27 protein-coding genes (1 of these 27 running past the window's edge) are annotated in these 26,166 nt (G+C 54.5%); all 27 read right to left on the bottom strand.

From position 1 onward, the window contains the following. Positions 1 to 428, bottom strand: partial view of a transcription elongation factor GreA gene (gene greA, locus KXU80_RS19035; RefSeq protein ID WP_219834771.1) — the 5' portion only. It extends 49 nt beyond the left edge of the window; 428 of the gene's 477 nt are visible here — the first part of the coding sequence; its start codon is at positions 426 to 428; the stop codon falls past the left edge of the window. A 254-nt stretch (positions 429 to 682) separates the two neighbouring features. After that, on the bottom strand, positions 683 to 1,714 hold the full coding sequence (gene dusB, locus KXU80_RS19030) for a tRNA dihydrouridine synthase DusB (RefSeq protein WP_219834770.1): 1,032 nt from the start codon (positions 1,712 to 1,714) through the stop codon (positions 683 to 685). Between the two features lie 69 nt (positions 1,715 to 1,783). Next, entirely contained in the window at positions 1,784 to 1,996 is a 213-nt protein-coding gene (locus tag KXU80_RS19025; protein WP_219834769.1) for a helix-turn-helix domain-containing protein, read from the bottom strand. Beyond that, entirely contained in the window at positions 1,948 to 2,517 is a 570-nt protein-coding gene (folK, locus tag KXU80_RS19020) for a 2-amino-4-hydroxy-6-hydroxymethyldihydropteridine diphosphokinase (RefSeq protein WP_219834768.1), read from the bottom strand. The genes KXU80_RS19025 and folK overlap by 49 nt, the downstream gene beginning before the upstream one ends. Continuing rightward, on the bottom strand, positions 2,489 to 2,881 hold the full coding sequence (folB, locus tag KXU80_RS19015; protein WP_219839116.1) for a dihydroneopterin aldolase: 393 nt from the start codon (positions 2,879 to 2,881) through the stop codon (positions 2,489 to 2,491). The genes folK and folB overlap by 29 nt, the downstream gene beginning before the upstream one ends. 67 nt (positions 2,882 to 2,948) lie before the next feature. After that, on the bottom strand, positions 2,949 to 3,806 hold the full coding sequence (gene folP / locus KXU80_RS19010) for a dihydropteroate synthase (RefSeq protein WP_219839115.1): 858 nt from the start codon (positions 3,804 to 3,806) through the stop codon (positions 2,949 to 2,951). A gap of 5 nt (positions 3,807 to 3,811) precedes the next feature. Then, a complete protein-coding gene (locus KXU80_RS19005; RefSeq protein WP_219834767.1) occupies positions 3,812 to 4,684 on the bottom strand; it encodes an aminotransferase class IV in 873 nt (290 codons plus the stop codon). Beyond that, complete coding sequence (gene pabA, locus KXU80_RS19000; protein WP_219834766.1) at positions 4,681 to 5,262, bottom strand: aminodeoxychorismate/anthranilate synthase component II; 582 nt, start codon at positions 5,260 to 5,262, stop codon at positions 4,681 to 4,683. Before pabA ends, KXU80_RS19005 begins: the two co-directional genes overlap by 4 nt. Positions 5,263 to 5,298: 36 nt before the next feature. Next, on the bottom strand, positions 5,299 to 6,858 hold the full coding sequence (locus KXU80_RS18995) for an anthranilate synthase component I family protein (RefSeq protein ID WP_219834765.1): 1,560 nt from the start codon (positions 6,856 to 6,858) through the stop codon (positions 5,299 to 5,301). A 209-nt stretch (positions 6,859 to 7,067) separates the two neighbouring features. Further along, positions 7,068 to 8,006, bottom strand: a complete 939-nt coding sequence (gene cysK / locus KXU80_RS18990) for a cysteine synthase A (RefSeq protein ID WP_219834764.1) — start codon at positions 8,004 to 8,006, stop codon at positions 7,068 to 7,070. Between the two features lie 129 nt (positions 8,007 to 8,135). After that, positions 8,136 to 9,092 carry a peptidylprolyl isomerase gene (locus KXU80_RS18985; RefSeq protein ID WP_219834763.1) on the bottom strand — a complete coding sequence of 319 codons (957 nt, stop codon included), beginning with the start codon at positions 9,090 to 9,092 and terminating at the stop codon, positions 8,136 to 8,138. A gap of 17 nt (positions 9,093 to 9,109) precedes the next feature. After that, the gene (hslO, locus tag KXU80_RS18980; protein WP_219834762.1) at positions 9,110 to 10,021 is read right to left on the bottom strand and encodes an Hsp33 family molecular chaperone HslO; all 912 of its coding nucleotides are present in this window, start codon (positions 10,019 to 10,021) and stop codon (positions 9,110 to 9,112) included. Positions 10,022 to 10,070: 49 nt separating this feature from the next. Further along, positions 10,071 to 10,838 (bottom strand): type III pantothenate kinase, encoded by a 768-nt coding sequence (locus KXU80_RS18975; RefSeq protein ID WP_219834761.1) that lies wholly within the window; start codon positions 10,836 to 10,838, stop codon positions 10,071 to 10,073. Further along, positions 10,835 to 11,731, bottom strand: a complete 897-nt coding sequence (gene nadC, locus KXU80_RS18970) for a carboxylating nicotinate-nucleotide diphosphorylase (RefSeq protein ID WP_219834760.1) — start codon at positions 11,729 to 11,731, stop codon at positions 10,835 to 10,837. The genes KXU80_RS18975 and nadC overlap by 4 nt, the downstream gene beginning before the upstream one ends. Further along, a complete protein-coding gene (gene nadB, locus KXU80_RS18965; RefSeq protein WP_219834759.1) occupies positions 11,724 to 13,343 on the bottom strand; it encodes an L-aspartate oxidase in 1,620 nt (539 codons plus the stop codon). The genes nadC and nadB overlap by 8 nt, the downstream gene beginning before the upstream one ends. Positions 13,344 to 13,381: 38 nt before the next feature. Then, positions 13,382 to 14,320, bottom strand: a complete 939-nt coding sequence (gene nadA / locus KXU80_RS18960; RefSeq protein WP_219834758.1) for a quinolinate synthase NadA — start codon at positions 14,318 to 14,320, stop codon at positions 13,382 to 13,384. A gap of 432 nt (positions 14,321 to 14,752) precedes the next feature. Next, positions 14,753 to 16,756, bottom strand: coding sequence for an ATP-dependent zinc metalloprotease FtsH (gene ftsH, locus KXU80_RS18955; protein ID WP_219834757.1), 2,004 nt, complete (start codon positions 16,754 to 16,756; stop codon positions 14,753 to 14,755). 90 nt (positions 16,757 to 16,846) lie between these two features. Next, positions 16,847 to 17,386, bottom strand: a complete 540-nt coding sequence (hpt, locus tag KXU80_RS18950; RefSeq protein ID WP_219834756.1) for a hypoxanthine phosphoribosyltransferase — start codon at positions 17,384 to 17,386, stop codon at positions 16,847 to 16,849. A gap of 66 nt (positions 17,387 to 17,452) precedes the next feature. Beyond that, entirely contained in the window at positions 17,453 to 18,886 is a 1,434-nt protein-coding gene (gene tilS / locus KXU80_RS18945) for a tRNA lysidine(34) synthetase TilS (RefSeq protein WP_219834755.1), read from the bottom strand. A gap of 26 nt (positions 18,887 to 18,912) precedes the next feature. Beyond that, positions 18,913 to 19,854 carry a protein kinase domain-containing protein gene (locus KXU80_RS18940; RefSeq protein ID WP_258171059.1) on the bottom strand — a complete coding sequence of 314 codons (942 nt, stop codon included), beginning with the start codon at positions 19,852 to 19,854 and terminating at the stop codon, positions 18,913 to 18,915. Continuing rightward, positions 19,838 to 20,563: a vWA domain-containing protein gene (locus tag KXU80_RS18935; protein ID WP_219834754.1), complete on the bottom strand. Its 726-nt coding sequence runs from the start codon at positions 20,561 to 20,563 to the stop codon at positions 19,838 to 19,840. Before KXU80_RS18935 ends, KXU80_RS18940 begins: the two co-directional genes overlap by 17 nt. Before the next feature lie 203 nt (positions 20,564 to 20,766). Next, a complete protein-coding gene (locus tag KXU80_RS18930; protein WP_219834753.1) occupies positions 20,767 to 21,102 on the bottom strand; it encodes a hypothetical protein in 336 nt (111 codons plus the stop codon). Between the two features lies 1 nt (position 21,103). Continuing rightward, entirely contained in the window at positions 21,104 to 23,602 is a 2,499-nt protein-coding gene (gene spoIIE / locus KXU80_RS18925; RefSeq protein WP_219834752.1) for a stage II sporulation protein E, read from the bottom strand. A gap of 412 nt (positions 23,603 to 24,014) precedes the next feature. After that, positions 24,015 to 24,599 carry a S1 domain-containing RNA-binding protein gene (locus tag KXU80_RS18920; protein WP_219834751.1) on the bottom strand — a complete coding sequence of 195 codons (585 nt, stop codon included), beginning with the start codon at positions 24,597 to 24,599 and terminating at the stop codon, positions 24,015 to 24,017. Between the two features lie 175 nt (positions 24,600 to 24,774). Further along, the gene (locus KXU80_RS18915; RefSeq protein ID WP_219834750.1) at positions 24,775 to 25,101 is read right to left on the bottom strand and encodes an FtsB family cell division protein; all 327 of its coding nucleotides are present in this window, start codon (positions 25,099 to 25,101) and stop codon (positions 24,775 to 24,777) included. Between the two features lie 21 nt (positions 25,102 to 25,122). Continuing rightward, positions 25,123 to 25,767 (bottom strand): spore cortex biosynthesis protein YabQ, encoded by a 645-nt coding sequence (gene yabQ, locus KXU80_RS18910; protein WP_258171058.1) that lies wholly within the window; start codon positions 25,765 to 25,767, stop codon positions 25,123 to 25,125. After that, positions 25,764 to 26,051: a sporulation protein YabP gene (gene yabP / locus KXU80_RS18905; protein WP_219834749.1), complete on the bottom strand. Its 288-nt coding sequence runs from the start codon at positions 26,049 to 26,051 to the stop codon at positions 25,764 to 25,766. Before yabP ends, yabQ begins: the two co-directional genes overlap by 4 nt. Between the last annotated feature and the right edge of the window lie 115 nt (positions 26,052 to 26,166).

Genomic DNA, 26,166 nt, shown 5'->3' with positions numbered 1-26,166 from the left:
CTTACTTCTACAACGGTTCCTTTGTTCTTGCCAAGTATCGCTTTACCAACCGGACTTTCGTTTGAAATCTTATTCTTAAGCGGATCGGACTCCGCAGTACCTACAATGGCATATTCCATTGTATCGCCGAATTCCAGATCTTCAACCGTAACGATCGAGCCGATGCTGACAGTATCGATGTTGATTTCATCGTTATTGATGATACGGGCGTTGCGGAGCATCTTCTCGAGCGTAATAATGCGGCCTTCAATAAACGCCTGTTCATTCTTTGCATCTTCATATTCCGAGTTCTCACTGATATCGCCGTAGCCGATAGCCACTTTAATCCGCTCGGCAACTTCACGACGTTTAACGGACTTCAGATTCTCTAGTTCATCTTCAAGTTTCTTAAGTCCGTCCTGTGTAAGAATAATCTCTTTATCGCTCATGTTACCAATTCTCCTGTCGTGTGGCTTTTATTCATACCGAGTATGAATTCACTGTTACTTAATATATTACGCTCCATGCCCATGATGACACCGCGCAGTAATCAGTTTTTAGACAATCCCAAACCAGGCGGACGGTTTGTTATTGGAAGATTATATTTCAACTTCCCCTATATGTCAACGAAAGCCAAATTCAAAATGTAATCGCTTAACTCCACGAAACGCAAAGGCGCCGGCTGGCTCCTTTGCGTTGTTTATTAGTGGTATACAGCTTCGTTAGAGGCGGATGAGGCCGCGGTCACAGGGGACTCGCCCATTTCACCTAGAGATTCGACATAATTCCCTAAAATTTTCACCATCTTATCACGGGTGGTTTCTTCCATAATGACATCTTTTACACGTGCTGCGCCTGGAATACCTTTGAGGTACCACGCCAGATGCTTGCGCATCTCGCGTACAGCCGTGGATTCCCCCTTGAGGTTCACCAGCCGGTCCATGTGCAGGATGGCTACATCCATCTTCTCGCGCGGCGTCGGATCGGACAGCAGCTCGCCCGTCGTCAAGTAATGAATGGTACGGTACAGCATCCATGGATTGCCGAGCGCGCCGCGGCCGATCATGACACCGTCGCAGCCGGTATGCGTAAGCAGCTGCTGGGCATCCTCTGGCGTAAATACGTCGCCGTTTCCAATAACGGGAATGGATACGGCTTGTTTAACATCCCTTATGATGTCCCAGTTAGCCTTGCCCGTATACAATTGTTCCCTCGTGCGGCCGTGAACGCTGACAGCCTTGCCGCCCGCGCGTTCTACAGCTTGCGCATTCTCGACTGCAAAGACATGCTCGCTGTCCCAGCCGATCCGCATTTTGACCGTCACAGGCTTATCCACAGCATCGACTACAGCCGATACCATTTCGTATATCTTGTTCGGGTCGAGCAGCCAGCGTGCGCCTGCATCGCATTTTGTCACTTTCGGGACAGGACAGCCCATGTTGATATCGATAATATCCGCATTGGTTTGTTTATCGACGACTTTCGCGGCTTCCACCAGCGACTCGCGGTCGCCGCCGAAAATTTGAAGGCTGAGCGGCTTCTCGCGCTCATCGACGAACAGCATTTCCATCGTACGCTTGTTGCCGTGCAGGATCGCTTTATCGCTGACCATTTCGGCACAGACAAGGCCAGTGCCGAACTCTTTGGCAATCAGTCGAAAAGCCGGGTTGCACACACCTGCCATCGGCGCGAGCACGACTCTGTTTTTCATCTCGATGTTTCCGATTTTAAGCATGGACATCCAGTCTCCCTTCTGACTTCGCGGAGGTTATTTGGTAAATACATCATTTCGTGATCGGTGCTGCTAGGATTGATTGTCCGCGGTAAGATCTGCATAGCTGATGCCAAGGGCTTCCGAAATGCGTTCCAACAGTTTGAGGTCCGGCTTGCGTGTTCCCCGCTCCAACGACCCGAGAACGGCAACAGATACCTCCAGTTTCGCCGCTAGCTCTTGCTGCGTATAGCCCTTCAGCTTACGGAATGCGCGGACGCGTCCTGCCAATTGATCGTATTCCATAGCGCGATTCCTTCCCCTCTGTCCTGCAGCGCTCGCTGCGCGATTGCCGTGACTTGCTTGTACAGCGTATGTTCGTTCTGCAGCACATCTCCGAGCGGAACAAGCACAAATGCCCGCTCCATCATGCGCGGATGCGGCAGCGTCAGCTCTTCGTCAGGCAAAATCACTTGTTCGTAAAGCAGCAGGTCGAGATCTATCGTGCGCGGACCCCACCGGATATCCCGCTTTCTGCCCAGTTGATTTTCCATGGCCTGCATGGCATGAAGTAATTGCATGGGAGACAGCGTCGTGCGGAGAGCTGCCGCCATATTTAGAAAAGCCGGCTGATCGGTATAACCGACCGGTGCCGTCTCGTAAATGGACGATACGCGTAAAACCGATATCTCCGGGTGCTTCTCGAGCAGGTTCAGCGCATCGCGCAGCAGCTGCTCGCGATTGCCGACATTAGCGCCTAGCGCAATGTACGCTTCGCTGCCAACTGAACGCTGCTCTTCAGTCCCTGGCGGGTTGTTGTCTTCCATGATCATCCCGCTTTCTGCAAAGTTCCACTGTCACCCCGTCAAAATAAATTTCGAACGGCGGATGCGGCTTCGTTACGGACACCGTCACTTCATTTACACTAGTATAAGCGTCGAGCACGGACGATGCAATGTTGCCGGCTAAAGCCTCAATCAATTTAAACGGCGGTCCTTCGACGATCTTCTTCACAAAAGCATGAATCTCGGCATAGTTCACCGTGCTTGTCAAATCATCGTTTGCTGCAGCTTCCGACAAGTCGAGCTGCAGTGCAAGATCGATAATAAACTGCTGTCCCAGCTTATTTTCCTCCGGGAATACGCCATGGTACCCGAAAAAGCGCATCCCGCGCAAAATCATTTTGTCCATCGCCATGTGTGGCCCCTCTCCATTCTCCTGCTGAGGCATAGGTCGAATACCCTGTACGCGCCCGCTCCTATCGCGGATATACGATGGCATCGGTCATTCTTGCCGCTTCACTGTTGCTGCGCACATCATGCACGCGGACGACTTGGCAGCCTTGGGCAATGCCAAGCACCGTTGTCGCCGCCGTGCCGAAGGCGACCTCATGGGCTTGCAGCCCGCCCAGCGTATCGCGAATGAATTTCTTGCGTGACGTTCCCAGCAGTATGGGGAATCCATGACCGGTCAGCTTATGGAGTTGGCTCATCAATGCCAGATTATCGGCATGCGTCTTGGCAAACCCTATGCCCGGATCCAGCCAAATGTTCGCATCCAAGACGCCGGCAGCTCGAGCTATGTCCACACTCTCCAGCAGATCGGCCATTACGTCCAAAGCAAGATCTCCGTAATCACGGTTATGCCGGTTATGGCTGATGATGACCGGGCAGCGGAACGCCGCGGCGACTTCCGCCATTTGGGGGTCGGCTTTGAGCCCCCAAATGTCGTTAATTAGATGAGCGCCGGCTTCCAGCGCCTGCCGGGCCGTCTCCGCTTTATAGGTATCAATGGAGATCGGCATATGAGGAAGTGCCAAGCGAACCGCCTTGATCACCGGAATTACCCGTTTTAATTCCTCATCGAGCGATACCGCCGCAAAGCCCGGTCTGGTGGACTCTCCGCCGATGTCGATAATATCGGCGCCATCGGCTTCCATCTGCCGAGCGTGACGAACCGCGGCTTCCGTCTCGTTATAACGGCCGCCGTCTGAGAAGGAATCCGGCGTTGTATTCAAAATACCCATTATCAGCGTGCGCGTGCCCAATTGAAGCTTTGCTCCATCCGGAAAGATGTAAGCGCGCTGATACGGCCATTGTTTCTGCTGGGCATCCATTACTGTCATCGTCGTGTCTCCTCCCTATAGAGGGCTAGAAGCCTTGTCGCCAGCGGCCCGGCCGATGCCCTGCCTACGCTGCGCACCTGACCTGCGGCATCCCGCAGCGAGGTGACGGGAACCAGCTCCTGCACGGAAGTCGTGAGCCATGCCTCCTCGGCAAGAGCGAGCTCGTCCCATGTATAGTAGCCTTCCTCGGTGCCGATCCCCACGCTTGCCGCCAGCTCGATTACCCGCTGACGCGTGATGCCCGGCAAGATGCCTGTTGCAATGGACGGCGTGAACAATCGTCCCTCCTTCATGAAGAAGAGATTACTGACAATACCTTCGGCCAGCCAGCCTTCCCGGGTCAGCATCAGCCCTTCCGCACCGGGCAACGCCCCTATTGCCGTTAATTCCCGTTTTGCCACGATATTATTCATATAGTGAAGCGACTTAAGCCGAATTTCGCCCTCTGGTGTATTGCGGCGCGTCGCCAGCAGCGCCAATTGCCGTCCCTCCGTGTAAAGAGCAGGGTCCGGCACGGACAGCGGCTTAACGAGCAGCAGCGCATTCGGCGCCTCGTAATCGCCCGAAGGCAGACCTAGGATGCCTTCGCCCGCAGTCACGGTAAGCCGTACGTAGGCCTCTTCAATCTCGTTCGCGTCCATTAGCTCGCGTAGCCAGCTTTGAATTGCAGCCCCATCCGGTTGATAGTGTATCCCAAGCGAGCGGCAGCCGGCAGACAGCCGCTCCAAATGGCGTTCCAGCAGGTACGGCCTGCCCTCATAGGTGCGGAACGTCTCAAACAATCCCATGCCATACAAAAAACCGTGATCATAAACCGAGATCACGGCTTCCTCCTGACGCTTGATGGTACCGTTCCAACCGATCTTCATCGCGCCGCGCCCGTCCGCGTATTCAGAAAATTGCGGAGCAGGGTAAATCCGTTCTCGGTGATGATGGACTCCGGGTGAAATTGAACGCCTTCAATTGCGTATTCTTTGTGGCGAAGTCCCATGATTTCGCCTTCTTCCGTCTCCGCGCTGATTTCCAGGCAGTCCGGCAGCGTGTCGCGCTTCACGATAAGCGAGTGGTAACGCGTCGCCGTGTAAGGGGACGGAATGCCGGCGAAAATCGTACGGCCGTCATGATAAATCTGCGAGGTCTTGCCGTGCATCAGCTTCTCCGCGCGCACGACGTCGCCGCCGAAAGCTTGTCCGATCGCCTGATGACCCAAGCATACGCCGAAGATCGGGATTTCGCCCTTGAAGCGCTCGATTAGCGCGAGGCTGATGCCCGCTTCATTAGGACTGCAAGGTCCCGGGGAAATGAGAATATGATCCGGTGCCAGCGCAGCAATGCCGTCGAGATCGATTTCGTCATTGCGTTTGACAACGATCTCCTCGCCCAGCTCACCCAAATACTGCACCAAGTTATACGTAAACGAATCGTAGTTATCGATGACCAATATCATTTGTGTTCCCCTTCCGTTCACTTTAATGGCTGCTGTTTACGCGCGGCTAAGCGCCGACCACTGCTCGCTGTACTGAATGGCCTTCCACAGCGCCTTGGCTTTATTCATGGACTCCACGTATTCCCGCTCCGGTACGGAATCGATCACAATCCCGGCTCCGGCCTGCACGTGAACAACCTCATCCTTGACGACCATCGTTCGTATAATAATATTAAATTCCATATCGCCGTTGTAGTCAATCCATCCCATGGAGCCCGTGTACGGACCGCGCCTCGTAGGCTCAAGCTCTTCGATAATCTCCATGGTTCGGATCTTCGGCGCACCGGTAATTGTACCACCGGGGAACGTTGCGCCGATAACATCGTAAGCGTCCTTGCCTTCTGCCAGTCTGCCTTCCACCTGCGATACCAGATGCATGACATGGCTGTAATATTCAATGACCATCAGCTCTTCGACTTTTACCGAACCGAAGGCCGAAATCCGCCCCAAATCATTACGCTCCAAATCGACAAGCATAATATGCTCGGCGCGCTCTTTCTCATTATGAAGCAGCTCATCCGCCAGCAGCTTGTCTTCCGCCTCCGTCCGGCCGCGGCGCCTTGTGCCCGCGATCGGACGCGTTGCCAGTTTGCCGTCCGAAACCTCTACGAGCAGCTCGGGCGAGCCCGATACCAATTGAAAATCTGGGCTGCTCAGGTAACCCATATAGGGCGATGGGTTAACCAGCCGCAGCCACTCATACAGCTCGCGGGGATCCGTCTTGGACGGACGATCCTGCCGCTGCGATAAATTGACCTGGAAAACATCGCCTGCAGCGATGTACGATCGAATTTGTTCTACGGCCGCTTCATAAGCTGCCTTGGCAAAAGGAGATGTAATCCCTTCGATAGCTGCCACGTCGATGTGAGGCGTCCCTTCATCCATAAACGCGATCCGCTCCCTGCGAACGGATTCCGCTGTTTCCGCTTCATGACCGCCCATAAAGGCAGCCCATTGTTCCATAAGCTGTTCCGCACGCTGACGAGCTTCGTGGTACCGCGCTTCCAGTTGAGAAGCATCCGTGCCGACGTCGATCCCGGTATGTACCGCGACGTGCAGCTGCTGCTCCAAATGGTCAACTATCCAGAGCTCGTCTATCCGCATGAACAAATAGTCCGGCAAGCCAAGATCGTCTGCAGCCTGCTCCGGAATGCGTTCAATCGTTCGGATTACATCATAGCTCCAATAGCCGGCGCAGCCGCCCGTCCATTTGGGCGCTCCCGGCACGCGCGGCGACTTATGCCCGCTCATCCAGCTGCGCACCGCGTCCAGCGGTTTCAGCTCGTAAACCGTCACTTGGCCTGAAGCAGCGTCAACCGCTTCCCCGTGCACGCCTTTGCCCTGAATAATTGAGGACGGATGCAAGCCGAGGTAGGTATATCGTCCGTCCTTGCCGCTCTCCATTACAAACGCATGCGGAGCTCCCGCACGCCATGCAGCTTCCCATGAGGCTGGGCGCCCTTCGCCTTCGGCAAGGGGCCGCTTCAAGAGCAGCGGCAGCGACGTGCAGCCCTGCGCCTGCCAGTCGATCCATTCTTTAAAGGCTGTTCGTTCCATTCTCAGCCCTCCACTTCTTCACCGATCAAAAGAGACGTAGCTCTTTGTTTGGAAGCTAGTATACCGAAATTGCATCCAAAAGGAAAGAGCCGCCGCGAAGCTGCGTGCCTCCCGCATACGATGCAGAACACGCTTCCCTGAGGCCGTATCAGGCAAAAGAGGACCTCCGTGAAAGGAGATCCTCTTCCTGTTAACCGATGATTGATAAATTAGTTCTCGAAGTTGAACAGCGGCGTGGACAGGTAACGTTCGCCATTCGACGGGATAACCGCAACGACACGCTTGCCTTTACCAAGTTCCTTCGCAACCTTCAGTGCCGCGAAAATCGCAGCGCCGGAGGAAATGCCGCACAGAATACCTTCTTCTTTCGCAGCGCGGCGAGCTGTATCAAATGCTTCATCGTTCTCAATCGTAATGACTTGATCGTAAATCTCACGGTTCAGAATCTCAGGAATGAAGTTTGCGCCGATCCCTTGGATTTTGTGGCCGCCAGGATTTCCACCGGAGAGCAAAGGGGAAGCAGCCGGCTCAACAGCAACGACCTTAATGCCAGGGAAGTTCTTCTTCAGCACTTCGCCTGCGCCAGTGATCGTACCGCCAGTGCCGATGCCCACAACAAATGCGTCCAATTTGCCGTCCAGCGAATTAATGGCTTCCACGATTTCCGGTCCTGTTGTTTCGCGGTGAATCTTCACGTTCGCTTGGTTCTTGAATTGTTGCGGAATGAAGTAAGAAGGATTCTCGGCCTGCAGCTCCTCTGCACGGCGAACCGCACCGTTCATCCCTTCGGATCCCGGCGTCAGAACTAGCTCTGCACCATAGGCGCGAAGCAGATTGCGGCGCTCGATGCTCATCGTTTCAGGCATAACGAGAATGGCCTTGTAGCCCTTTGCCGCAGCGACCATTGCCAAACCGATCCCTGTATTGCCGCTCGTAGGTTCTACGATCGTATCCCCCGGCTTAATGCGCCCTTCTTGCTCAGCAACCTCGATCATGCTGATGGCAATGCGGTCTTTAACGCTTGCACCCGGATTCTGATACTCCAATTTCACGTAAATTTCAGCGCTGTCTTCCGGTACCAAACGGTTTAAGCGGACAAGCGGCGTATCCCCGATAAGCTCAATGACGCTTTGTACAATTTTGGCCATGAAAAGTGCTCCTCCTTATTCCGACTAATTCAGTTGGTTTTAGCTACATTTTATCAATGACACCCAGTTGTTGTCAATAGCGAGTTTTGGCTCATTCCGCCGCACGCAAGCATTGGAATGAGCCTCAAACTAAGGGATAACAACTGCATTATATTTGGTCAGCAGGGTGTCTTCAACCGACCGCTGTCCATTTAATTTCGACATCGCCAGTTCCCGGCGGGCTTTGTCGCGGATCTGATCCTGACTCATACGGCCTTCGGTCTTCTTCTCCGTTAAGCGAATAATAGCCTGGCCCTTCTCCACTGCAATCGGACCTGTTATATCTCCCACAGCCAGCTGTGTTGCTGCTTGGAGCACATTCGGATCCAGGAACGGATCATCTGCATCGACATCGCCAAGATCGCCGCCGCCCGAAGCCGTGTTCGCGTCGATAGAGTAGGTCTTGGCCATAAGCGCAAAATCCTCCCCGTCTTTAAGCTTATCGAGCAGCTGCTCGGCCTCCTTCTTCGACTTCAGTACGATCCAGGATAACCGAAGCTGCGTTTGCGGCGCGAATTCAGCCTCGTTATCGGCAATATAGGCATCCACTTCCGCTTCGCTCACATCAGCGGTCTGAACCGCGATCTTCTCCAGCAGCAGCCGGTACTTCGTATCCTCGCGAATGCCGTCCGGCGTCAGGCCCAGCTGTTCCTTCATCGCCGCGTAATACTGGTCTTCGCTATCATACCCCGCCATCATGGACGTCAGCTCGTCGCTCAGCTCCGCGCTGGATACCTGCAAGCCATATGCATCCGCATCCATGCGGGTTGCCGCGCGCACCATCAGCAGCCGCAGCACCGAATCACCGTACTGAAGCCGCAGCTGGTCGTTCAGCTGCTTGACGGTGATCTGCTCATCGCCGACTTTGGCGGCAATCGGCCCCGGCTGTTCGACCGGACCTTCATTAAGCCCCTGCGTGCCTTCAGCCGGCACCTGAGGCACGGACTTTGGCGGCAGCAAGACGCGGTACACGACGATAAACGCCAATAATAACATACACAACGCCTGAAGCAGCAAAATACGCTTCAGCACTCGGTCTTTCTTCATACGCGCTTAGCCTCCGATTATTGAATCGGTTTCGGCTTCGCCTGTTCGAGCAGCAATTCCAGCTGCGGACGGTCAAAAACATACTTCTCGTTGCAGAAATGGCACTCGACTTCAGCTTGTCCGTCTTCCTCAATGATTTGTTTCAAATCCTGCTCGCCCATACTAATGAGCGTACGTTCCACCCGCTCTTGCGAGCATTCGCATTTAAATACGATATCAAGCTCATCCATCAGCTGCAGCTCGTCGCCTACAACGCGCTTCAGCAAGCCTTCCGGCGTTTCACCTTGCTCAAGCAGCGATGAGATCGGCGGCAGCCCGTCGATTGCCGCTTCCAGCCTCGTTAAGCTTTCTTCGCTTATGCCAGGCAGCACCTGCACGATAAACCCGCCTGCTGTGATCACTCTGCCGTATTCGTCCACTAACACGCTCAGTCCGACAACGGAAGGCGTCTGCTCGGAAGTGGCGAAGTAATAGGTAAAATCTTCAGCCAGCTCGCCCGATACGATCGGCGTGCTGCCGCGGTACGGCTCCTTCAATCCCAAATCCTTCGTAATGTGTATATAACCCGTGCGTCCGACTGCGCCGGCTACGTCCAGCTTGCCGAGCGAATTGCTGGGGAGCAGTACCTGAGGGTTGTCGACGTATCCGCGCACCTCACCGCTTGCATTGGCATCCACGACGATTTGGCCCACCGGGCCATCCCCTTTAACTTGAATGGTTAGCTTCTCTCTGCCCTTCAGCATGGCGCCCATCATCGAGCCGGCCGTAGCCGTCCGTCCAAGCGCCGCCGTAGTCGTCGGCAGCGTATCGTGGCGTCTGCGCAGCTCTTCCACAAGCCTTGTCGTTTGAACGGCGAACACGCGCAGCTGTCCGTTCCATGCGGTGCCTCGAACGAGGTAATCCTGCTTCGTTGTTGTATCTTCTCTCATGCTACAGTCTCCTCCTTCTTGCCCTTAAAAGCTCGCCTTACTGTATCTTCTATTCTTGGTTGCGTTCGTATATGATGCGCAGACCTTCTAATGTGAGCAGCGGGTCTACTTCTTCGATGGTTTCCGATTCGGCAGCGATCAGGTCCGCCAACCCGCCTGTCGCGATTACGCGCGGCGTGACGCTGAATTCTTTGCGAATCCGATTGACGATACCGTCAACTTGTCCCGCATAGCCGAAAATAATACCCGCCTGCATCGAAGTGACCGGGTTGCGTCCAATAACGCTCTTCGGCTTCACAAGTTCGATGCGCGGCAGCTTCGCGGCTCTCTGATACAACGCCTCCGTAGAAATGCCGATGCCCGGAACAATGGCGCCTCCCAGGTAGTTGCTTCCCGCGTCAATATAATCGAAGGTCGTCGCCGTGCCGAAATCAACGACGATCAGCGGCGCACCATACTTCTCGATGCCGGCGATGGAGTTCACGATCCGATCGGCGCCAACTTCGCGCGGATTCTCGTAGCGGATGTTCAGGCCCGTCTTAATGCCGGGACCAACGACCAGCGGTGATTTGCGCATGTATTTCAGAGACAGCTGTTCCAGCGTGCGCATAAGCGGCGGAACGACGGAAGAGATGATTACGCCCTCGATCTGATCCAGCTTCACGCCTGCGATCTGAAACAAATTATGAATCATAATCCCGTATTCATCCACCGTTGCGGAGCGGTTCGTGCTGAGCCGCCAGTGATACAGCAGCTTACGGGCTTGATAAATACCCAGCACGATATTCGTATTGCCTACGTCGACGACAACGATCAAGCGGTGGCGCCCCCCTTCTTGCCATTCAAGTCGAGGCTGATATCCAGCGACTGGAAGGAATAGGTCAGGCCGCCGACGGAGATCACGTCAACGCCGCAGGCCGCAATGGCACGCACCGTATCGAGGCGGACATTGCCGGATGCTTCCACGATGACATGGGGAGACCGCGATTTAATGATCGCAACGGCTTCCCGCATCCGTTCATGAGTCATATTGTCGAGCATAATAATATCCGCGCCGCAGGCGAGTGCTTCTTCCACCTGCGCGATGGATTCCGTTTCCACTTCAATTTTCATGGTATGCGGAATTACCCGGCGCGCGGCTTCAACCGCCCCCGTAATTCCTCCGGAGCCCTTTATGTGATTGTCCTTAATCATAACGGCATCATACAAACCGAAGCGATGATTGAAGCCTCCGCCTACGCGAACGGCATACTTCTCCAGCAGCCTGTGGCCTGGCGTCGTCTTGCGCGTATCCACGAGACGGGCGGGCAAGCCTTCCATCGCATCGACAAAAGCCCGCGTCTTCGTCGCAATTCCGGACAGCCGCTGCAGCAGATTGAGTGCCAGGCGCTCTCCGGTGAGAATGCTGTGCGTGCTGCCTTCCACCTCGGCAATAATCGTCCCCTTGGCCACGGCATCCCCGTCGGCCGCATGCGGCGTAAAGACCAGCGAGGCGTCAACCACTTGAAAGACGAGCCGCGCGATCGGCATGCCTGCAAGTATGCCCGTTTCCTTCACATGGATAACCGCCTTGGAACGGCTGCCTGCAGGAATGGTTGCCCAGCTCGTAATGTCTCCCGTCCCGATATCCTCCGCCAGCCACGCCCGGATTTGCGCGCTCAGCGTATCCGCGCTTCCGCCTCCGACTGCCGACAATGTTGCCTCATTCATCTTCGATTCGCTCCTCCGTTAAGCCGTACTTGTGATGGAGCACGGTATGCTTGCGCCATAGCAGGTCGTCCCGCTCCGGGAAATCCTCCCGGCTGTGCGCACCGCGGCTCTCTTTCCGGGCCAGCGCAGCTTGCGCGGTCAACGACGCACAAGTCAGCAAGTTTGCAAATTCATATTCCTCGCGTTTCGTAATGACCGATTGAAAAATCGATTTCAAGCGCCAGAGCTCTTCTAGCCCTTTGCCGAGTCCATTGGCATCACGCCGCAGCCCGACATAGCGCACCATGATTTTCTGCAGCTTCAGCCGCTTCTCGACAACCGCCTGAATCGGCGCCTCGCTCCGCTGCAGCGAGTCCATGTGAATCGGAATATTGCGCTCAAGCGGAGGCAGGGAGTTGATGCGCTCCACGATGCGGCGTCCGAATACAATAGCCTCCGAGAGCGAATTGCTTGCCAGCCGGTTGGCGCCATGAACGCCTGTCGACGAGCATTCGCCGCACGCGAAGAGGCGAGCGAGATTCGTCTCTCCGTTCAAGTCGGTTTTGACCCCACCCATCATATAATGCGCGGCAGGTGCGACCGGAATCCAATCCGTCGTTAAATCAAGGCCGTATTTCAAGCAAAACTCATAAATATTCGGGAAACGATGCCGCACCATCTCTTCAGATTCATGCGTAACATCGATATAAACAAACGTCGATTTGGTCGCTTCCATCTCGCTGACAATCGCGCGGGCCACCACGTCGCGAGGCGCAAGCTCCAGCTGCTCATGATACTTGTCCATGAACCGCTCGCCGCGAATGTTCCGCAGTACAGCGCCTTCGCCTCGAACCGCTTCGGATATCAGAAAGCGCGGAGCACCCGGATAGCAGAGAGAAGTCGGATGGAATTGAAAGAACTCCACGTCTTGTATGTATGCTCCTGCTCGGTAAGCCATCGCTACGCCGTCGCCTGTCGCCACTTCCGGATTCGTCGTATACCGATACAGCTGGCCGGCGCCGCCGGAGCATAAAACTGTGGCTCTGCCGCGAACAACTAACCGCTGGCCGTCAGGCTTCTGCACAAGCGCGCCGATGCACTCGCCGTCGCTTGCCGTAATCAAATCAATGACAAAATGATCGTCCCACACCTCGATGCGGGGGTTTTCCACCGCTTTCTCCGATAGTGCACGAACGATCTCGAATCCTGTTGCATCTCCGTTTGCATGTAAAATACGCCGCTGGCTGTGTGCACCTTCCTTGGTAAGGGCAAATTCGCCGTTCTCTTGGTCAAACTGCGTGCCCATGTTCACCAGATCCTGCACGCCCTTCGTGCCCTCATGAACAAGCACGTCGACTGCTTCGTTGAAGCAAAGGCCGGCGCCGGCGATTAGCGTATCTTGCCGGTGATAAGCCGGGGAGTCATCCTCTGAAATGACGGCGGCGATGCCCCCTTGAGCGTAGCGCGTGTTGCTGTCGAGGAGCGACTTCTTCGTGATCATGAGCACGTCATTGGTTTCACTGGCTTTGATTGCGGTAAAAAGACCGGCGATGCCGGCCCCGATTACGATGACGTCTGTATTAACAACGGGCAAACTTTCCAAATCAACATCAACAAGATAACGTGGAATCATAACGGATGCTTTCCTTTCTGCGGAAAGAGAGTCACACACTACTTCACTTGCAGCATGCGTTCCAAGGATAGACGGGCTTTGCTTGCAACATCTTCAGGCACGTAAATTTGCGGCTGCATCGTTTCCAGCGCTTTCACAAGCTTCTTCAGGTTGTTGACTTTCATGTTCGGGCAAACCAAGTATTTCGTTGCAAAATGAAACGTCTTATTTGGGCTGTCTAGTCGAAGCTGGTAGCCTGTTCCGTCCTCGGTGCCGACGATGAATTCTTGACAGTCTGATTCTTTACAATATTTAATGATGGCCGTTGTACTGCCTACAAAATCGCCGAGCGCTACCACTTCCGGGCGGCATTCCGGATGCACAACGAACTGCGCGTTCGGATGCTTCGCTCTCATTTCTTCCACGTCTTTAACCGTCAGCATATCATGCGTGTTGCAGTAGCCTTCCCAGATAATCATCTTCTTGTCGGTTTTCTGCTGCACGTAGTGCCCCAGGTTCTTATCCGGCACCCAGATGATTTCGTCTGAATCGACGGAATTGACGACGCGCACCGCATTTGCGGAGGTACATACAATATCGGTTTCCGCTTTGATGTCGGCAGAGGAGTTAATGTAAGTCACGACTTTCGCGTTGGGATGCTGCGCTTTCAGCTTGCGCAAGCCATCTACGTTGACCATATCCGCCATTGGGCAGCCGGCACGCTCATCCGGAATGATGACGGTCTTGTTCGGAGCCAGAATTTTAGCGCTCTCGCCCATAAAATGAACGCCGCAGAAAACGATAACATCCGCGTCGGTTTCGGCAGCCTTCTGAGCAAGCAGGAAGGAATCGCCCCGGAAATCCGCTACTTCTTGAATTTCGTCCCGCTGATAATAGTGCGCAAGGATGATAGCGTTACGTTCTTTCTTCAGCTGCATCAAACGTTCCCGCAGTTCGCGGTTCTGCTCCGCTTTCCGCTCGAGAGCTAGTGCTTCCATGGTAATATTCCCCTCTTTTTCACTGACTTTGTGAACAGAAGCACAAACTCTGCCAAAATAAATTGGCGCATTCGCCCGTTGATCTGTTCTGTCACCATTATTATCTAGAATTTCGAGTCCAATGCCTGGCAGCTGTCCCACTAGCATACCCGTGGCAGTCAAACCTTTGATTCGCAGTCTTCATCACAAGTGATTAACATTTAATTTACACAAGGCACGGTATGCTGTCAACTCACAAAAGCGGCCGTTTTGGCCGTTCTCGGCAGGGTATGCGCCAGCAGAGATGTTACTAAGCCCGTAAGCTTGATTCTCTGCCTGTTCTGGCTTCTTTACCGCGATAATCACTGCATTAGGTGCACACTGATGTCTAATGAAAAAAAACTGCCCGCTGCAGTTGCCTGCAGGCGGACAGTTTCACTTGTACTCTCACGCTTAAGATTGCTGCGATCCGTTATCGTTGCCATCAGCCGGAGGCGTCAGATCTCCAGCTTCTTTGCCTTGAATGCGCACCTTCACGCCGCCGATCGTATCTACGATTGGTTCGCCTTTCGGCTCATCGGATACCGGGCCTGCGGAAGAACCGCCTTCTCCGTTTTCGCCGATCGAACCGCTCTCGATCAAACGTTTGATTTGTTCAAGCTCCAGCGTTTCTTCTTTAAGCAAGGTTTGTGCAATCAGATGCACTTCTTTGCTCTTATCGTTAAGCAGCTGTTTCGCACGTGCATAGCACGCTTGGATGATGGACTGCATCTCTTGGTCAATCTCGTATGCAATAGCATCGGAATAGTTCTGTTCATGTCCGATATCACGGCCCAAGAATACTTGACCTTGCGAGCTGCCGAACTGCATCGGTCCAAGCTTATCGCTCATACCGTACTCCATAATCATGGCGCGTACGATGCTCGTCGCTTGCTTGAAGTCACTGTAAGCACCCGTACCGATTTCGCCGATGAAGATTTCTTCGGCTACGCGTCCGCCAAGCAGACCCGTGATTTTATCGAGAAGCTCCTGCTTGGTTGCCAGCATGCGGTCGCCATCCTTCGGAAGCATGATGACATAGCCGCCTGCTTTTCCCCGCGGGATTATCGTAACTTTATGCACTTGATCGGCATGCTCCAGGAAGTAGCCGACGATCGTATGGCCTGCTTCATGGTAAGCAACGATGCGTTTCTCGCGGTCGCTGACAACGCGGCTGCGTTTCTCCGTACCGACAATAACACGATCGATTGCATCATCCACTTCCACCATCGCGATGTCTTTCTTATTACGGCGGGCTGCGAGAAGGGCTGCTTCGTTCAGCAGGTTCTCAAGATCCGCGCCGGTAAAGCCAGTCGTACGCTTCGCGATGACATCGAGCTTCACGTCTCTTGCCAGCGGCTTGTTGCGTGAATGTACTTTCAGCACCGCTTCGCGGCCTTTTACGTCTGGACGGTCAACTGTAATTTGACGGTCGAAACGGCCAGGACGGAGAAGCGCCGGGTCAAGAATATCCGGGCGGTTCGTCGCTGCCACGATGATAATACCTTCGTTTGCGCCGAAGCCGTCCATTTCTACGAGGAGCTGATTGAGCGTCTGCTCGCGCTCGTCATGTCCGCCGCCGAGTCCGGCGCCGCGCTGACGGCCTACAGCATCGATCTCATCGATAAAGATAATACAAGGTGCGTTCTTCTTCGCGTTCTCGAACAAGTCGCGAACACGGGATGCGCCGACACCGACGAACATCTCAACGAAGTCGGAACCGGAGATGCTGAAGAACGGAACGCCTGCTTCTCCTGCAACTGCGCGAGCTAGAAGCGTTTTACCGGTACCCGGAGGGCCGTTCAGCAGAACACCCTTCGGAATACGCGCTCCGACGGCTGCGAATTTACGCGGATCTTTCAAGAACTCAACAACTTCGACAAGCTCCTGCTTCTCTTCATCGGCACCCGCCACATCCTCGAATGTGACGCGCTTCTTCTCTTCGTTATAGAGACGCGCACGGCTCTTGCCAAAGTTCATCACTTTGCCGCCGCCGCCCTGCGCCTGATTAATCAGGAAGAAGAACAGAACGAAGATAATAACGAACGGAATGATGGAGGTTAGGAACGTCAGCCAAATGCTTTGGCCTTCCATCGGCTTAACCGTCATATCGAAATGATTGGAAGCCTGCGCGTCGTTAATTTCTTTAACGACGAATTCCTCTACGCTGGAATGCGTATAGAATTGAGCGGATTCCACATTATCCGGCTTCTTCTTGTACTCACCGGAAATCAGATACGAATACCCGTCGAACTGAAGCTCGAGCTTCTTAATATTGTTGCTTTGCAGCTCCTGCCTGAATTGACTGTAGTCGATTTTTGAACTGGAATCATTCTGACTGCTAATAAACTGGAAGATCCCGACGGTCACCAAAAAAATAATCAAATAAAAGCCAGTATTGCGGATGATCCGATTCATCCCCTACCTCCTCTCAAGACGCAAAAAATAGGTGACCTTGCACCTGGAACTCCTTATGGAGCTCTCCTGCAAGGTGAAGTGCATGCTTGTTTATTTCTCGTAAACCTCAGGCTTCAAAATGCCGATAATCGGCAAATTGCGGTATTGCTCCGCATAATCCAGCCCATACCCGACAACAAATGCGTCAGGCAATACAAAGCCTTTATAATCCGCTTCCAGCTCCACCTTGCGGCCTGCCGGCTTATCGAAGAGCGTGACAACCGTGATGGATTTGGCATTGCGGCGCTCCAACACATCAATGAGATAGCTGAGCGTAAGCCCGCTGTCGATAATATCTTCAACAATGAGCACATCGCGTCCCTGCACCGAAGCGTCGAGGTCCTTGATGATTTTGACGACACCGCTTGTTTTGGTCGATTGTCCGTAGCTGGACACCGCCATGAAATCAATCTCAAGCGGAATCGTAATGGTCTTCACCAAATCCGCCATAAAAATAAACGCGCCTTTTAGTACGCAGATGACGAGCGGATTGCGTCCTTCAAACTCTCGGCTGATGGTCTCGCCAAGCTCTTGTACCTTCTGCTGAATTTGGTCTGCGTCGTAAAGCACTTCTTGAATGTCGTTCAGCAACACGGGCCCTCCTAATGTTTCTTGCCTATACTATGAATGAATCCGTACATCTTATTCGGTCTTCGGTCAAACGGTAAAATCCGACGCAAACTGCGCTTTCATGCGAATAACGCGGCTTGTCGATTCCTTCACTTGAGCGAGTCCCGACCTTCGAATGCCCGGAATCCACACCACATTGCCATGAGCGTCGACAATAATCGGCAGCACCTCGCGGCGCGAGGGAGCTATGCGATCGTCAACGAACATATCTTGTACTTTTTTGGTGCCGTTTAAACCAAGCACCTCCATACGGTCGCCGGGACGACGGTTTCGAACTGTGAGCGGAAAATCAAGCAAATCTCCGTCAAACAGCGCTTCCAGCCGGTTGGCCGGTCGCCGCGCATCGGATGCCGCCATCTCTTCAATCGTCAATACCGCTTCCGCTTCGGGCAGCCTCAGGCGCTCCGTGCCTTCCGCCACTACATAAGCATATCCGCTTGAAGGGGACGTCATTCCTCCCCGCGACCCGCGGACGAAAAGCAAATTGTCGTACTCACGTACAAACCGTACACCGCTGCCTGCATCGAAGCTCCACGTTGTGGCTGCGCTCTCGAAGGCTGCAAGCCGTATCGTTTCAACACTTTCGAATGAAGTGGGTTCCGTTTCCAAGCCAATATAGTTCAATATTAGTTTAATCAATCTCCTTTGTAAAGCGACATGCAGACCAAGCAGCGCTTTGCGGTTCAATTGGCATCCTTCGCGGCGGGGCAGGACATGGCGGTCAAAAACCGCCTTCGTTTCTTGCGCCAGCCAGTCGTCTTCAGCCGCTGCAAGCTCCGCCAATCGGACAAGAGACTGCGAGATTTGGGGGTTGTGCGCCGACAGGTACGGCAGAATGTCCAAACGGACCACGTTGCGGAAGTAATGCTTCCGGCTGTTGCTGCTGTCTACGCTGTACGGGACGGCCCGCTCTTCGCAGTAACGGAGGATGTCTGCCTTGTATGTACGCAAAAGCGGCCGAATAAGTTCCACGTTTTTTTCAGAACGGGAAAATGCGATGCCTGCGAGGCCGCCGGGACTGGTCCCGCGCATAATGCGCATAAGAACTGTCTCCGCTTGGTCGTCGGCATGGTGGGCAAGCGCGATACGCGCTGCGCCGTATGTATGAGCGACTTCATGTAGAAATTCATAGCGTTTCAGCCGGGAAGCCGCCTGAGAATTCATTCCTGTTTCTTCTATATATGCCGGCATATCGAGAAGCACGGTTTCGTACGGAATTCCGAGTACCTCGGCAAACCGTCTGACCGATTCCTCCTCCATGGCGGACTCTTCGCCTCGAAACCCATGGTTAACATGGGCCGCGACGAGGGTGAGCGCCTCCGTCGGTGCAAGACGGTGGAGCAGATGCAGCAGCGCCATGGAGTCCGGCCCGCCTGATACGGCAACGACCACCGTGTCTCCCGGCGACCATAAGCCTTCCCGCTTCGCGAGCTGCCTCAATTCGCTCAGCCATTCATCCACTGCATTCATCCTTTCATACTGATCTGCTAGAGTCCTGAACGCAGCAGCCAATAAATCGTCGTCGCAAGCACAGCTGCCGACAGTGCAAACAAGCCTTTCATCCAGCGCGGCGCCGGCGCTCCGGGCGACCGGTTGGCACCGCTTGGCCGGTGCATCCACTGCTGCCAAGCCGCGGCCGCTTCACGCGCGTTCGCGAATTCGCCGTATAGCGCCTTGCGCAGCCAGCCGCTCATCGGCCTAAGGGCCGGACTCGCGGCAGCAAACCGCGCCAGCTCCTCATGCGTTCGCATCTGCGGCAGCAATCCGGCCGACAGCTGCGCGAGGCGCCGTCCTTCGTGCAGCTGCACGCAAAGAACGGCGAACGAGAACAGGTCATAGCCTGCATCCGCCGTACGAGAGCCCGCATTCCAATAGCCGCGGTCATAGATTTCGGTAAACTGCCGGACGCCTTTGCCAAATGCGGTCGCGCCCCCATAATCGACAAGGTCCGGCCTGCCGTAATCAGCCACGATTACGTTCTCGACCTTCAAATCGCCGAACGTCCAGCCTGCCTCATGCAGTTCCGCGAGCTTGCCCAACAGATGATAGCCTACGACGGGGAACCACTCCTTGCCCTGGCGCTGCAAATAATCGCCGAGCGTCATGCCCTTAATATAGCGCATGACATAGAAAGGATACTCCTTGCCGTCCGCCGCCTGGAAATCATCCACGTCGACAAGAAACGCGCTGGCGTTCGATCCGCGCTTCTGCTTCTGCTTGGCAATGGTCTGCAGCACGTTGACCTCCGACTGCAAATCTACCGCGTCGGATCCGATCTTCAGCGCATACAAATAACGCTGCCGCTCCACCAAAAACACTTTGCCATTAGCCCCTTCGCCTAGCATCCGTTCCACGCGGTAGCTGCCTTGCTTCCACTTGCCGCGAATGACCGTGCCGCGAGGGAGACTCCATTCAAACGACGTAGTCACTCATCATCCCGTCCGTTCCATCATTCTTCCTACTACCATAATCGGCTTTCTGGTAAAAATCAATGACATGCAGCAGCGCCGGCCCTGTCGGCGTCGTTCCCCGCATCTGCAGCCGCGGGAATATCGCATGCACGCCGCTAATATCGCGCGTCCAATCCAGATCCTGCCTGCAGTCCTCCCCGTATGCCGATCCCGGAAAATGAAACACGGACAGCTCACTGCCGCCCTGCCTCGACTGCAGGCTGATCGCCAAGTCGCGAATGGCCTCTTCCACCGCATGCAGCTTCGGCTTCATGCTGGCGCTGGCGTCGATCAGCAGCGCTACGCGGAGCTTGCTCGTCTCGCTGAGCTCGTCGATGACGCGAACGACTTCGCCGCGCTTCTCAGGCGGCAGCTCTTCGATGGACGAGGTGCCAAGCACCTGCTTCAGCTCGCGCTGCACCGCATGCTGGATCGTTTGTACGACGGTTTTGCGCGTCAGCATCTGAACCGTCTGGGACAGCTGGCGTGTATGGGTAAGGCGGCTGAGTCCTCCGCCCGCTCTAGCGATTTCCTCGATTTCCGTCGTGCCGAACTCAACAAGATCGCCTTGATCCACAACGCCAACAACATTGACCGTAATACCGACCGCATGGGCCTGGGCCGCGGCAACGACAGGACTGACCCCGACATTGGAACAACCGTCGGTCACTAATAGAATCTGCCTCATTGTACATTCCCCCATATCCATAGATTCAAAACCTCTGCTAGTACTCGTTCTATCAGCATTCCCATATTTAAGAGGGGATAACCGTGGGGCGGACCGAATCGACAGCTGCCGGGCCAAGCCCTATGCAAACGCCAAAAAGCCTGCCTAAGGGCAGACTATGCGAAACTATGCAAGTAAACGGGCATGCCTAGCTTACCTATCTATCATTGGTCACGCAGGATGGCCGGTTCACGTTTGAATAGATCGGAGCCCCGCCCCGCAGCGATGCCGGTCGCGAACATTAGTCGACCACTTTGCACAAGGCGTCCTTCGAACCGCGCGCGGATTCGTTTGCGCTGCTTCCTCCTCTCGATCGATGCATGCACATCCAGCTTCATCGCCGCAGGCTCAATCGTCGCCCCTGGCATCGCTGCCTTCAGCCGCTTATGCGGCGGCTTCGTCCTCATCCCTACCATCATCGGCTCCAGGTACGTCCCCGCCACCGCCACCGGTACGATTCCGTTTGTCCGCGCTTCCACATGCAATCTTTTTATTTTCATCTCAGCTCACCGTCCTAGGACGCTCGACCGTGGGTCTACCAGGCCAGCGGAATGTAGCCCACTCGGGCTGATGCTTGTCTACTCTTGCGACGACAACCGTCATATCATCCACAATGTCGCCTTTGTGGTACCGAACGACCGTATCGAGGAGCGTATCGGCGATTTCCTGCGGATTGTTCGTGCGAATCTCCTGAATGATCCGCTTCATCCACATTTCCTTGTTCACGGCATGCCCCGGCGCATCATAGATGCCGTCGGTCATCATAATGAGCGTATCCCCCGGCTGCAGCTGGACGCGAATAAGATCTATGTCAATGTCCTGCAATATCCCTACCGGCAAATTATTGGCCGAGATCGGAATCACTTCGTTCCCGCGCTTAATGAAGCTGGGCGTTGATCCGATTTTCATGAAGGTCGTCTTCGCCGAGTACATGTCGATAAGGGCCACATCGACCGTCGCGAACACCTCATCCGAGGAACGAAGCAGCAGTACGGAATTCACCGATTTGATCGCCAGCTTCTCATCCATGCCGGACTGCAGCAGCTGCTGCAAGATCGTCAGCGCCGTGCTGCTCTCCTGCTTTGCCCGTTCACCGTTGCCCATGCCGTCGCTGATCGCGACGGCAAATTTGCCGTTGCCAAGCTCCACCGTGCTGAAGCTGTCTCCGGACAGCAGATCGCCTCCCTTGGCGAGCCCCGCCACGCCGGTCTCCACCTCGAACGCCTTGGCCGTACCGAAGACGACCAGCGAGGCGCCTCCGTTCTTCTCCGGCGGCTTCTCCGACATAACGGCGATCGGCTCGCCAAGGATATCGGTAAGCAGCGGGGCTATGATTTTGCGGCACTCATCATAGCCTTGGCCAAACGTATGGTACACCTCGATTTCAACATTGCCCTCCTCCAAATTGATGATTTCGATGCCCTGTATCGATAAACCGAGCCCCTCCAGCGCCTCTCGGATCTGTTCTTCCTGCAAATGCAGCTGCTGCCCTTCCCGCTGAATTTCCCGCGCCAAGTCCTCCATGACTTGTGAGACGCCCGACAGTTGTTCTGCGACGAGCTGACGAGATTCGTTCAATTGTTTCCGCCAGCGGAGATCATGCTGATACAGTTCATACTGCTGCTGCATCACCGCAAGCACCTGCTGCGACTTGATGCAGTGCACGCTCCATTCCTTCGGCACCTCCTTCGGCCCCATGCGGCGCCCTTCCTCTACCGTCGTCATCATCGACGTCATCATCCGGTGCGTATCATAGAATCTCCCCTCCCAACAAAGCTCTTTGCGATGGCATGTACTGCAGGTTCTTTCTGCTGCCGCATTCATGAAGTGAGCGACTGCTTCCTCCCTTCTGTCCTTCTCATCCGTAACGCCGCCGAACTGCCCGAAGCTTCGGGACAGCTGACGAAACACTTCGGAGAACTGCGCTACCCGCTGCGAGGTCACATCTCGGACGCGCCTTGCGTATTCATGCTGCGATTTGACATGCTCTTGTGTGCCGGGCACATATTTGGAAATCAGGCGTATCATGGTTTTGGGTGTAGCCAGCAGCATCGCCGCCGCTATGACGGACTCCCAGGTGGATGCCAGCACATCCGCTTGGTTGCCGATATAGATCGCCAGTATGGACGAGCCGAGCAGCATACCGAAGGCGACAGCCATTTTGCCGCCTTCGCGGAGCAGTCCGGCAAGCAGCCCGGCAAAAGCAAGCAAGCTCATCTGCACGATCGCATTGGCATCGGCAAGACTCAGAATCAATCCGGCTACGACGCCTACCGATGCACCAAGCGGCGCGCCGCCGACAAGCGCGAAGAGCATCAGCATATACCGCGACAGGATGTGCTCGATCGATAAGCCGCCGACGGCCCAGCCAACGGCACCCGTCATAATCGAGGCGAGCATGATCATGAGGCATATAATTTCTTCGTTCTTCAGCGCCGACGTTTTCTTCGTCAGTGTAAGGACGGGGATGGCTTGGACGAAAACGAGCGTAAGCACGAAGCCGAGCGACGCCTCCACACCAACCATCATCAGCTCATACCAGCCAAGGGTGCTCTCAATGACGACCCCGAACAGCCTGACGATGAGGGTGGTGAGAAAAACAAGCAGCGGAGCATAGGAGAGTTCCGCCCGTTCATAAGCTTCAAGCCCACGAAGCAGCAGGTAGACCACCGCGAGCTCCATCGCGATCCACATCGGCTCCGGCGCCACCGCGAACCAGCTGCCCGCTACGATCGATAAAGCCGCAGGCAGGCACATATCTCGGCGGAGGAAGAAAATGACGGTGAAATAAGCAACTGCAAACGGAGTCAGCGATTCTAGAATGACGGCTCGTCCCAGTAGAAAACCGACAGCCATGAGAATAAAGGTCCACTTGCGCGAGGCAAGCATGCCGGCCAAACGAAGAATACCGGTACGTTCTAAGCCTTTGCGCAGAGTCGACTGCACATAGCTCGTCTTTCGTACGCCCGGAAACATGACTACTTTCGGTTTGTGCACCATGGTGAGAGAACACCACCCTTTTCCAATTAATGTATTGCCATTATAAAATCAGGCTTGCTGGAAAGTTTGTCAGAAAGCGTTGTCAGCACCGAAGTTTTTTCCGACATTATCGCCGGGGCGGGCGGCCTCTTGTCAGCATTGCGGCAATCTATAGCCCTCTAAGGCTTAGCCGCGGGCTGCGTCAGTCCGTCACTCACGAATTCAACAAAATCTGTGATAAAATGAAGCGCTTTCATTTACAGAATGCCGTCCGAACCTGTCGGGATAGCGTGAGAACAAGGGAAAAGTTTTTGGCGTGGGCGGGTATATTTATTTGTGAGTACGCATACGAAAGCTTGCAGAGGGTGGGGGAGCGATGAAAGACATCAAAAAAGCAGTGCCGTGGGGCACTGCTTTAGAACATACTATGCAATTAAACGCGCTTCGCTCCACGTCCGCCGCGTTTGGATTCCGTGTTCTTCTTCAAGGAGGACATACGCTCTTCGCTATCCTTCAGGAAGCGTGACACTTTATCCTCGAAAGAAGGCTTGCCGTATGCGGGCTTGCCGCCGCCTGCTTTATTGAATGGACGTCCGCCGCCACCACCGCCGCCTTGGCGATTGAAGCCACCGCCACCGCCGCTTGGACCGCGATCTCCACCACCGCCTGGTGCTCCTGTGCGGCTGAAGCCGCCGCCACCACCACCGCCGCCGCTCGGACGGTTAAAGCCGCCTGGCCGATCTCCACTGCGCTCACGCTGAGGAGGTGCAGACCCTTCTGGCCGGTCAATTGCTTGTTTAATGGAAAGTCCGATTTTCCCGTCTTTGTCTACATTAATGACCTTCACTGTCACAACATCTTCTAGCTTGAGATGGTCCTTAACATCCTTGACGTAGTTATCGGCAATCTCTGAGATGTGAACTAGCCCTGTGACACCTCCCGACAAATCGACGAATGCTCCGAAATGCGTAATGCCTGTCACCTTGCCCTCTAACTTGGCGCCCACTTCAATTGCCATAGGTAAAAATGTTCCTCCCTAACCGTTATGCGAAGCATCAAGCTTCGAGATCCCGCAGCCTGATGAGCCGCGAGTTAAAAAGTATGACGGTAAGCCGTAAAAATGCGGTTACTAAGGTGATTATACCCGAACGGATGAAGCAAGGCAACAGACGGATACCCGTTCCTGCGCCCATCTATGGCTGCTTCACAACCTCGATTGCGCGCTCTCCCTTATTTACCATTCCTAACTCCTGCGTAGCTTTCAGTCCAATATATTCCGGATCCTTCAAGCGTTTGACCTCAAGATCCAAATCCGCTGTTCGTTTGGCCGCTTCGTTAACCTTCTGCGTCGCATTGGCGAGCTTTGCTTCTGCTTGGCCTTGATGGTTCATCTGCGCAACCAGTGTATATAGCGCCCAGCCCATGAAGAGAGCAACGAGGACAAACCATATTTTCAATCTGCGCTTCGTTCCCGTATGACCTGCAGAGGGTTGATTCGATCCTGATACCGCCACTGCCATTCATGGACCTCCTGACGTAAGTTATTCGCCGTCCTTATTATCGTCCTTGCGGTTCTTCCAGCGCTGCCAAAGCTTCGAGACGCTGTCCCTGCCCGCTTGATACCGTTCCGCAATCCGCCATCTGGCGATGACTGGATTTACCCGTATGCTCCAGTAGCGAAACAACGGCTTCCAGATCGGCTTTGTCATCCATGCGAACAACAACCAGAATGGACGTAGCAATTGTACCACAATTTTGAAAAGGAACATAGTAAACGCTCGCAAAAAGGCCAAAATGAGCCTGGTGATGCGATAAAGCAGAATAAGCGGCTTAATGACCAGCAGCTCGAACGCTTTAATTATAAACGCGATGACGGCGCGGACGGTAAGGATCAGAAGCTTGACAAGCCGCACCGTTATTTTGCTGAACAACCAATAATAAAAGCCGATGCCGAGCACAAGCCCCAGAAACACATAGGCCCGCACCTCGCCTTGGTTGCTCGATGAAAGCACCTGAAACACCGCAATCGTCGCTGCGATCCAGTACAGCAGATCGAAGACCGGCACCCACAGCCGGCTGATACGCAGCTCGTCCGACACGACGCGGTAACCGTCGAAGACGACGCCCATCCCGATCCCAGAGAGAAGCATCGTCATCATCGTCCACCATTGTACGCTGAGACTCACTTAAAGATCTTCCCGAACAAGCCTTTGGACTTCGAGGCGTTATTGCCGTCCAAATACGTGAGCGAATAGACCAGTCCTTCAATCGCGACAAGTCCCTGCTCCAGGCTCAAATGCTTCATATGAAGATTCTGCCCGCGAATCGCGAGGAAGCCAAGCTCCGTCTCCAGCAGAAATTCTTCCACGTCGAAGCTCTCTACGTTCATGACGCCGGTAATCTCAAGGATCTTGCGGTTATGCATTTTGATTTCCTGGCGCTTCTGCCCTTTGTTCCCTTGCTCTGTCATTGCCCCGTCCCCCTCCTCTGAGCGTGGTCGTAACTGAGACTAGCCTATGAGGGCGGGACAGGTTTTAGAACTGGGGCGGGGCAAGCCAGTGGCGGAACGGCGGATTATGCTCTAG

This window comes from Paenibacillus sp. R14(2021), from assembly GCF_019431355.1.
Taxonomy (GTDB): Bacteria; Bacillota; Bacilli; order Paenibacillales; family Paenibacillaceae; genus Paenibacillus_Z.
This window is presented reverse-complemented; position numbering and strand designations above follow the sequence as displayed.

What these genes read in the sequence shown, in the direction of transcription:
- folP (WP_219839115.1), bottom strand. Translation starts at nt 3,806, where the DNA reads ATGGATGCCCAGCAGAAACAATGGCCGTATCAGCGCGCTTACATCTTT.
- KXU80_RS19025 (WP_219834769.1), bottom strand. Translation starts at nt 1,996, where the DNA reads ATGGAATACGATCAATTGGCAGGACGCGTCCGCGCATTCCGTAAGCTG.
- yabP (WP_219834749.1), bottom strand. Translation starts at nt 26,051, where the DNA reads ATGACAGAGCAAGGGAACAAAGGGCAGAAGCGCCAGGAAATCAAAATG.
- nadA (WP_219834758.1), bottom strand. Translation starts at nt 14,320, where the DNA reads ATGGAAGCACTAGCTCTCGAGCGGAAAGCGGAGCAGAACCGCGAACTG.
- cysK (WP_219834764.1), bottom strand. Translation starts at nt 8,006, where the DNA reads ATGGCCAAAATTGTACAAAGCGTCATTGAGCTTATCGGGGATACGCCG.
- nadC (WP_219834760.1), bottom strand. Translation starts at nt 11,731, where the DNA reads ATGAATGAGGCAACATTGTCGGCAGTCGGAGGCGGAAGCGCGGATACG.
- KXU80_RS18930 (WP_219834753.1), bottom strand. Translation starts at nt 21,102, where the DNA reads ATGAAAATAAAAAGATTGCATGTGGAAGCGCGGACAAACGGAATCGTA.
- nadB (WP_219834759.1), bottom strand. Translation starts at nt 13,343, where the DNA reads ATGATTCCACGTTATCTTGTTGATGTTGATTTGGAAAGTTTGCCCGTT.
- pabA (WP_219834766.1), bottom strand. Translation starts at nt 5,262, where the DNA reads ATGATATTGGTCATCGATAACTACGATTCGTTTACGTATAACTTGGTG.
- KXU80_RS18995 (WP_219834765.1), bottom strand. Translation starts at nt 6,858, where the DNA reads ATGGAACGAACAGCCTTTAAAGAATGGATCGACTGGCAGGCGCAGGGC.
- KXU80_RS18935 (WP_219834754.1), bottom strand. Translation starts at nt 20,563, where the DNA reads ATGAGGCAGATTCTATTAGTGACCGACGGTTGTTCCAATGTCGGGGTC.
- folK (WP_219834768.1), bottom strand. Translation starts at nt 2,517, where the DNA reads ATGGAAGACAACAACCCGCCAGGGACTGAAGAGCAGCGTTCAGTTGGC.
- KXU80_RS18920 (WP_219834751.1), bottom strand. Translation starts at nt 24,599, where the DNA reads ATGGCAATTGAAGTGGGCGCCAAGTTAGAGGGCAAGGTGACAGGCATT.
- KXU80_RS18985 (WP_219834763.1), bottom strand. Translation starts at nt 9,092, where the DNA reads ATGAAGAAAGACCGAGTGCTGAAGCGTATTTTGCTGCTTCAGGCGTTG.
- spoIIE (WP_219834752.1), bottom strand. Translation starts at nt 23,602, where the DNA reads ATGGTGCACAAACCGAAAGTAGTCATGTTTCCGGGCGTACGAAAGACG.
- KXU80_RS18915 (WP_219834750.1), bottom strand. Translation starts at nt 25,101, where the DNA reads ATGGCAGTGGCGGTATCAGGATCGAATCAACCCTCTGCAGGTCATACG.
- folB (WP_219839116.1), bottom strand. Translation starts at nt 2,881, where the DNA reads ATGGACAAAATGATTTTGCGCGGGATGCGCTTTTTCGGGTACCATGGC.
- ftsH (WP_219834757.1), bottom strand. Translation starts at nt 16,756, where the DNA reads ATGAATCGGATCATCCGCAATACTGGCTTTTATTTGATTATTTTTTTG.
- KXU80_RS19005 (WP_219834767.1), bottom strand. Translation starts at nt 4,684, where the DNA reads ATGAAGATCGGTTGGAACGGTACCATCAAGCGTCAGGAGGAAGCCGTG.
- dusB (WP_219834770.1), bottom strand. Translation starts at nt 1,714, where the DNA reads ATGCTTAAAATCGGAAACATCGAGATGAAAAACAGAGTCGTGCTCGCG.
- hslO (WP_219834762.1), bottom strand. Translation starts at nt 10,021, where the DNA reads ATGAGAGAAGATACAACAACGAAGCAGGATTACCTCGTTCGAGGCACC.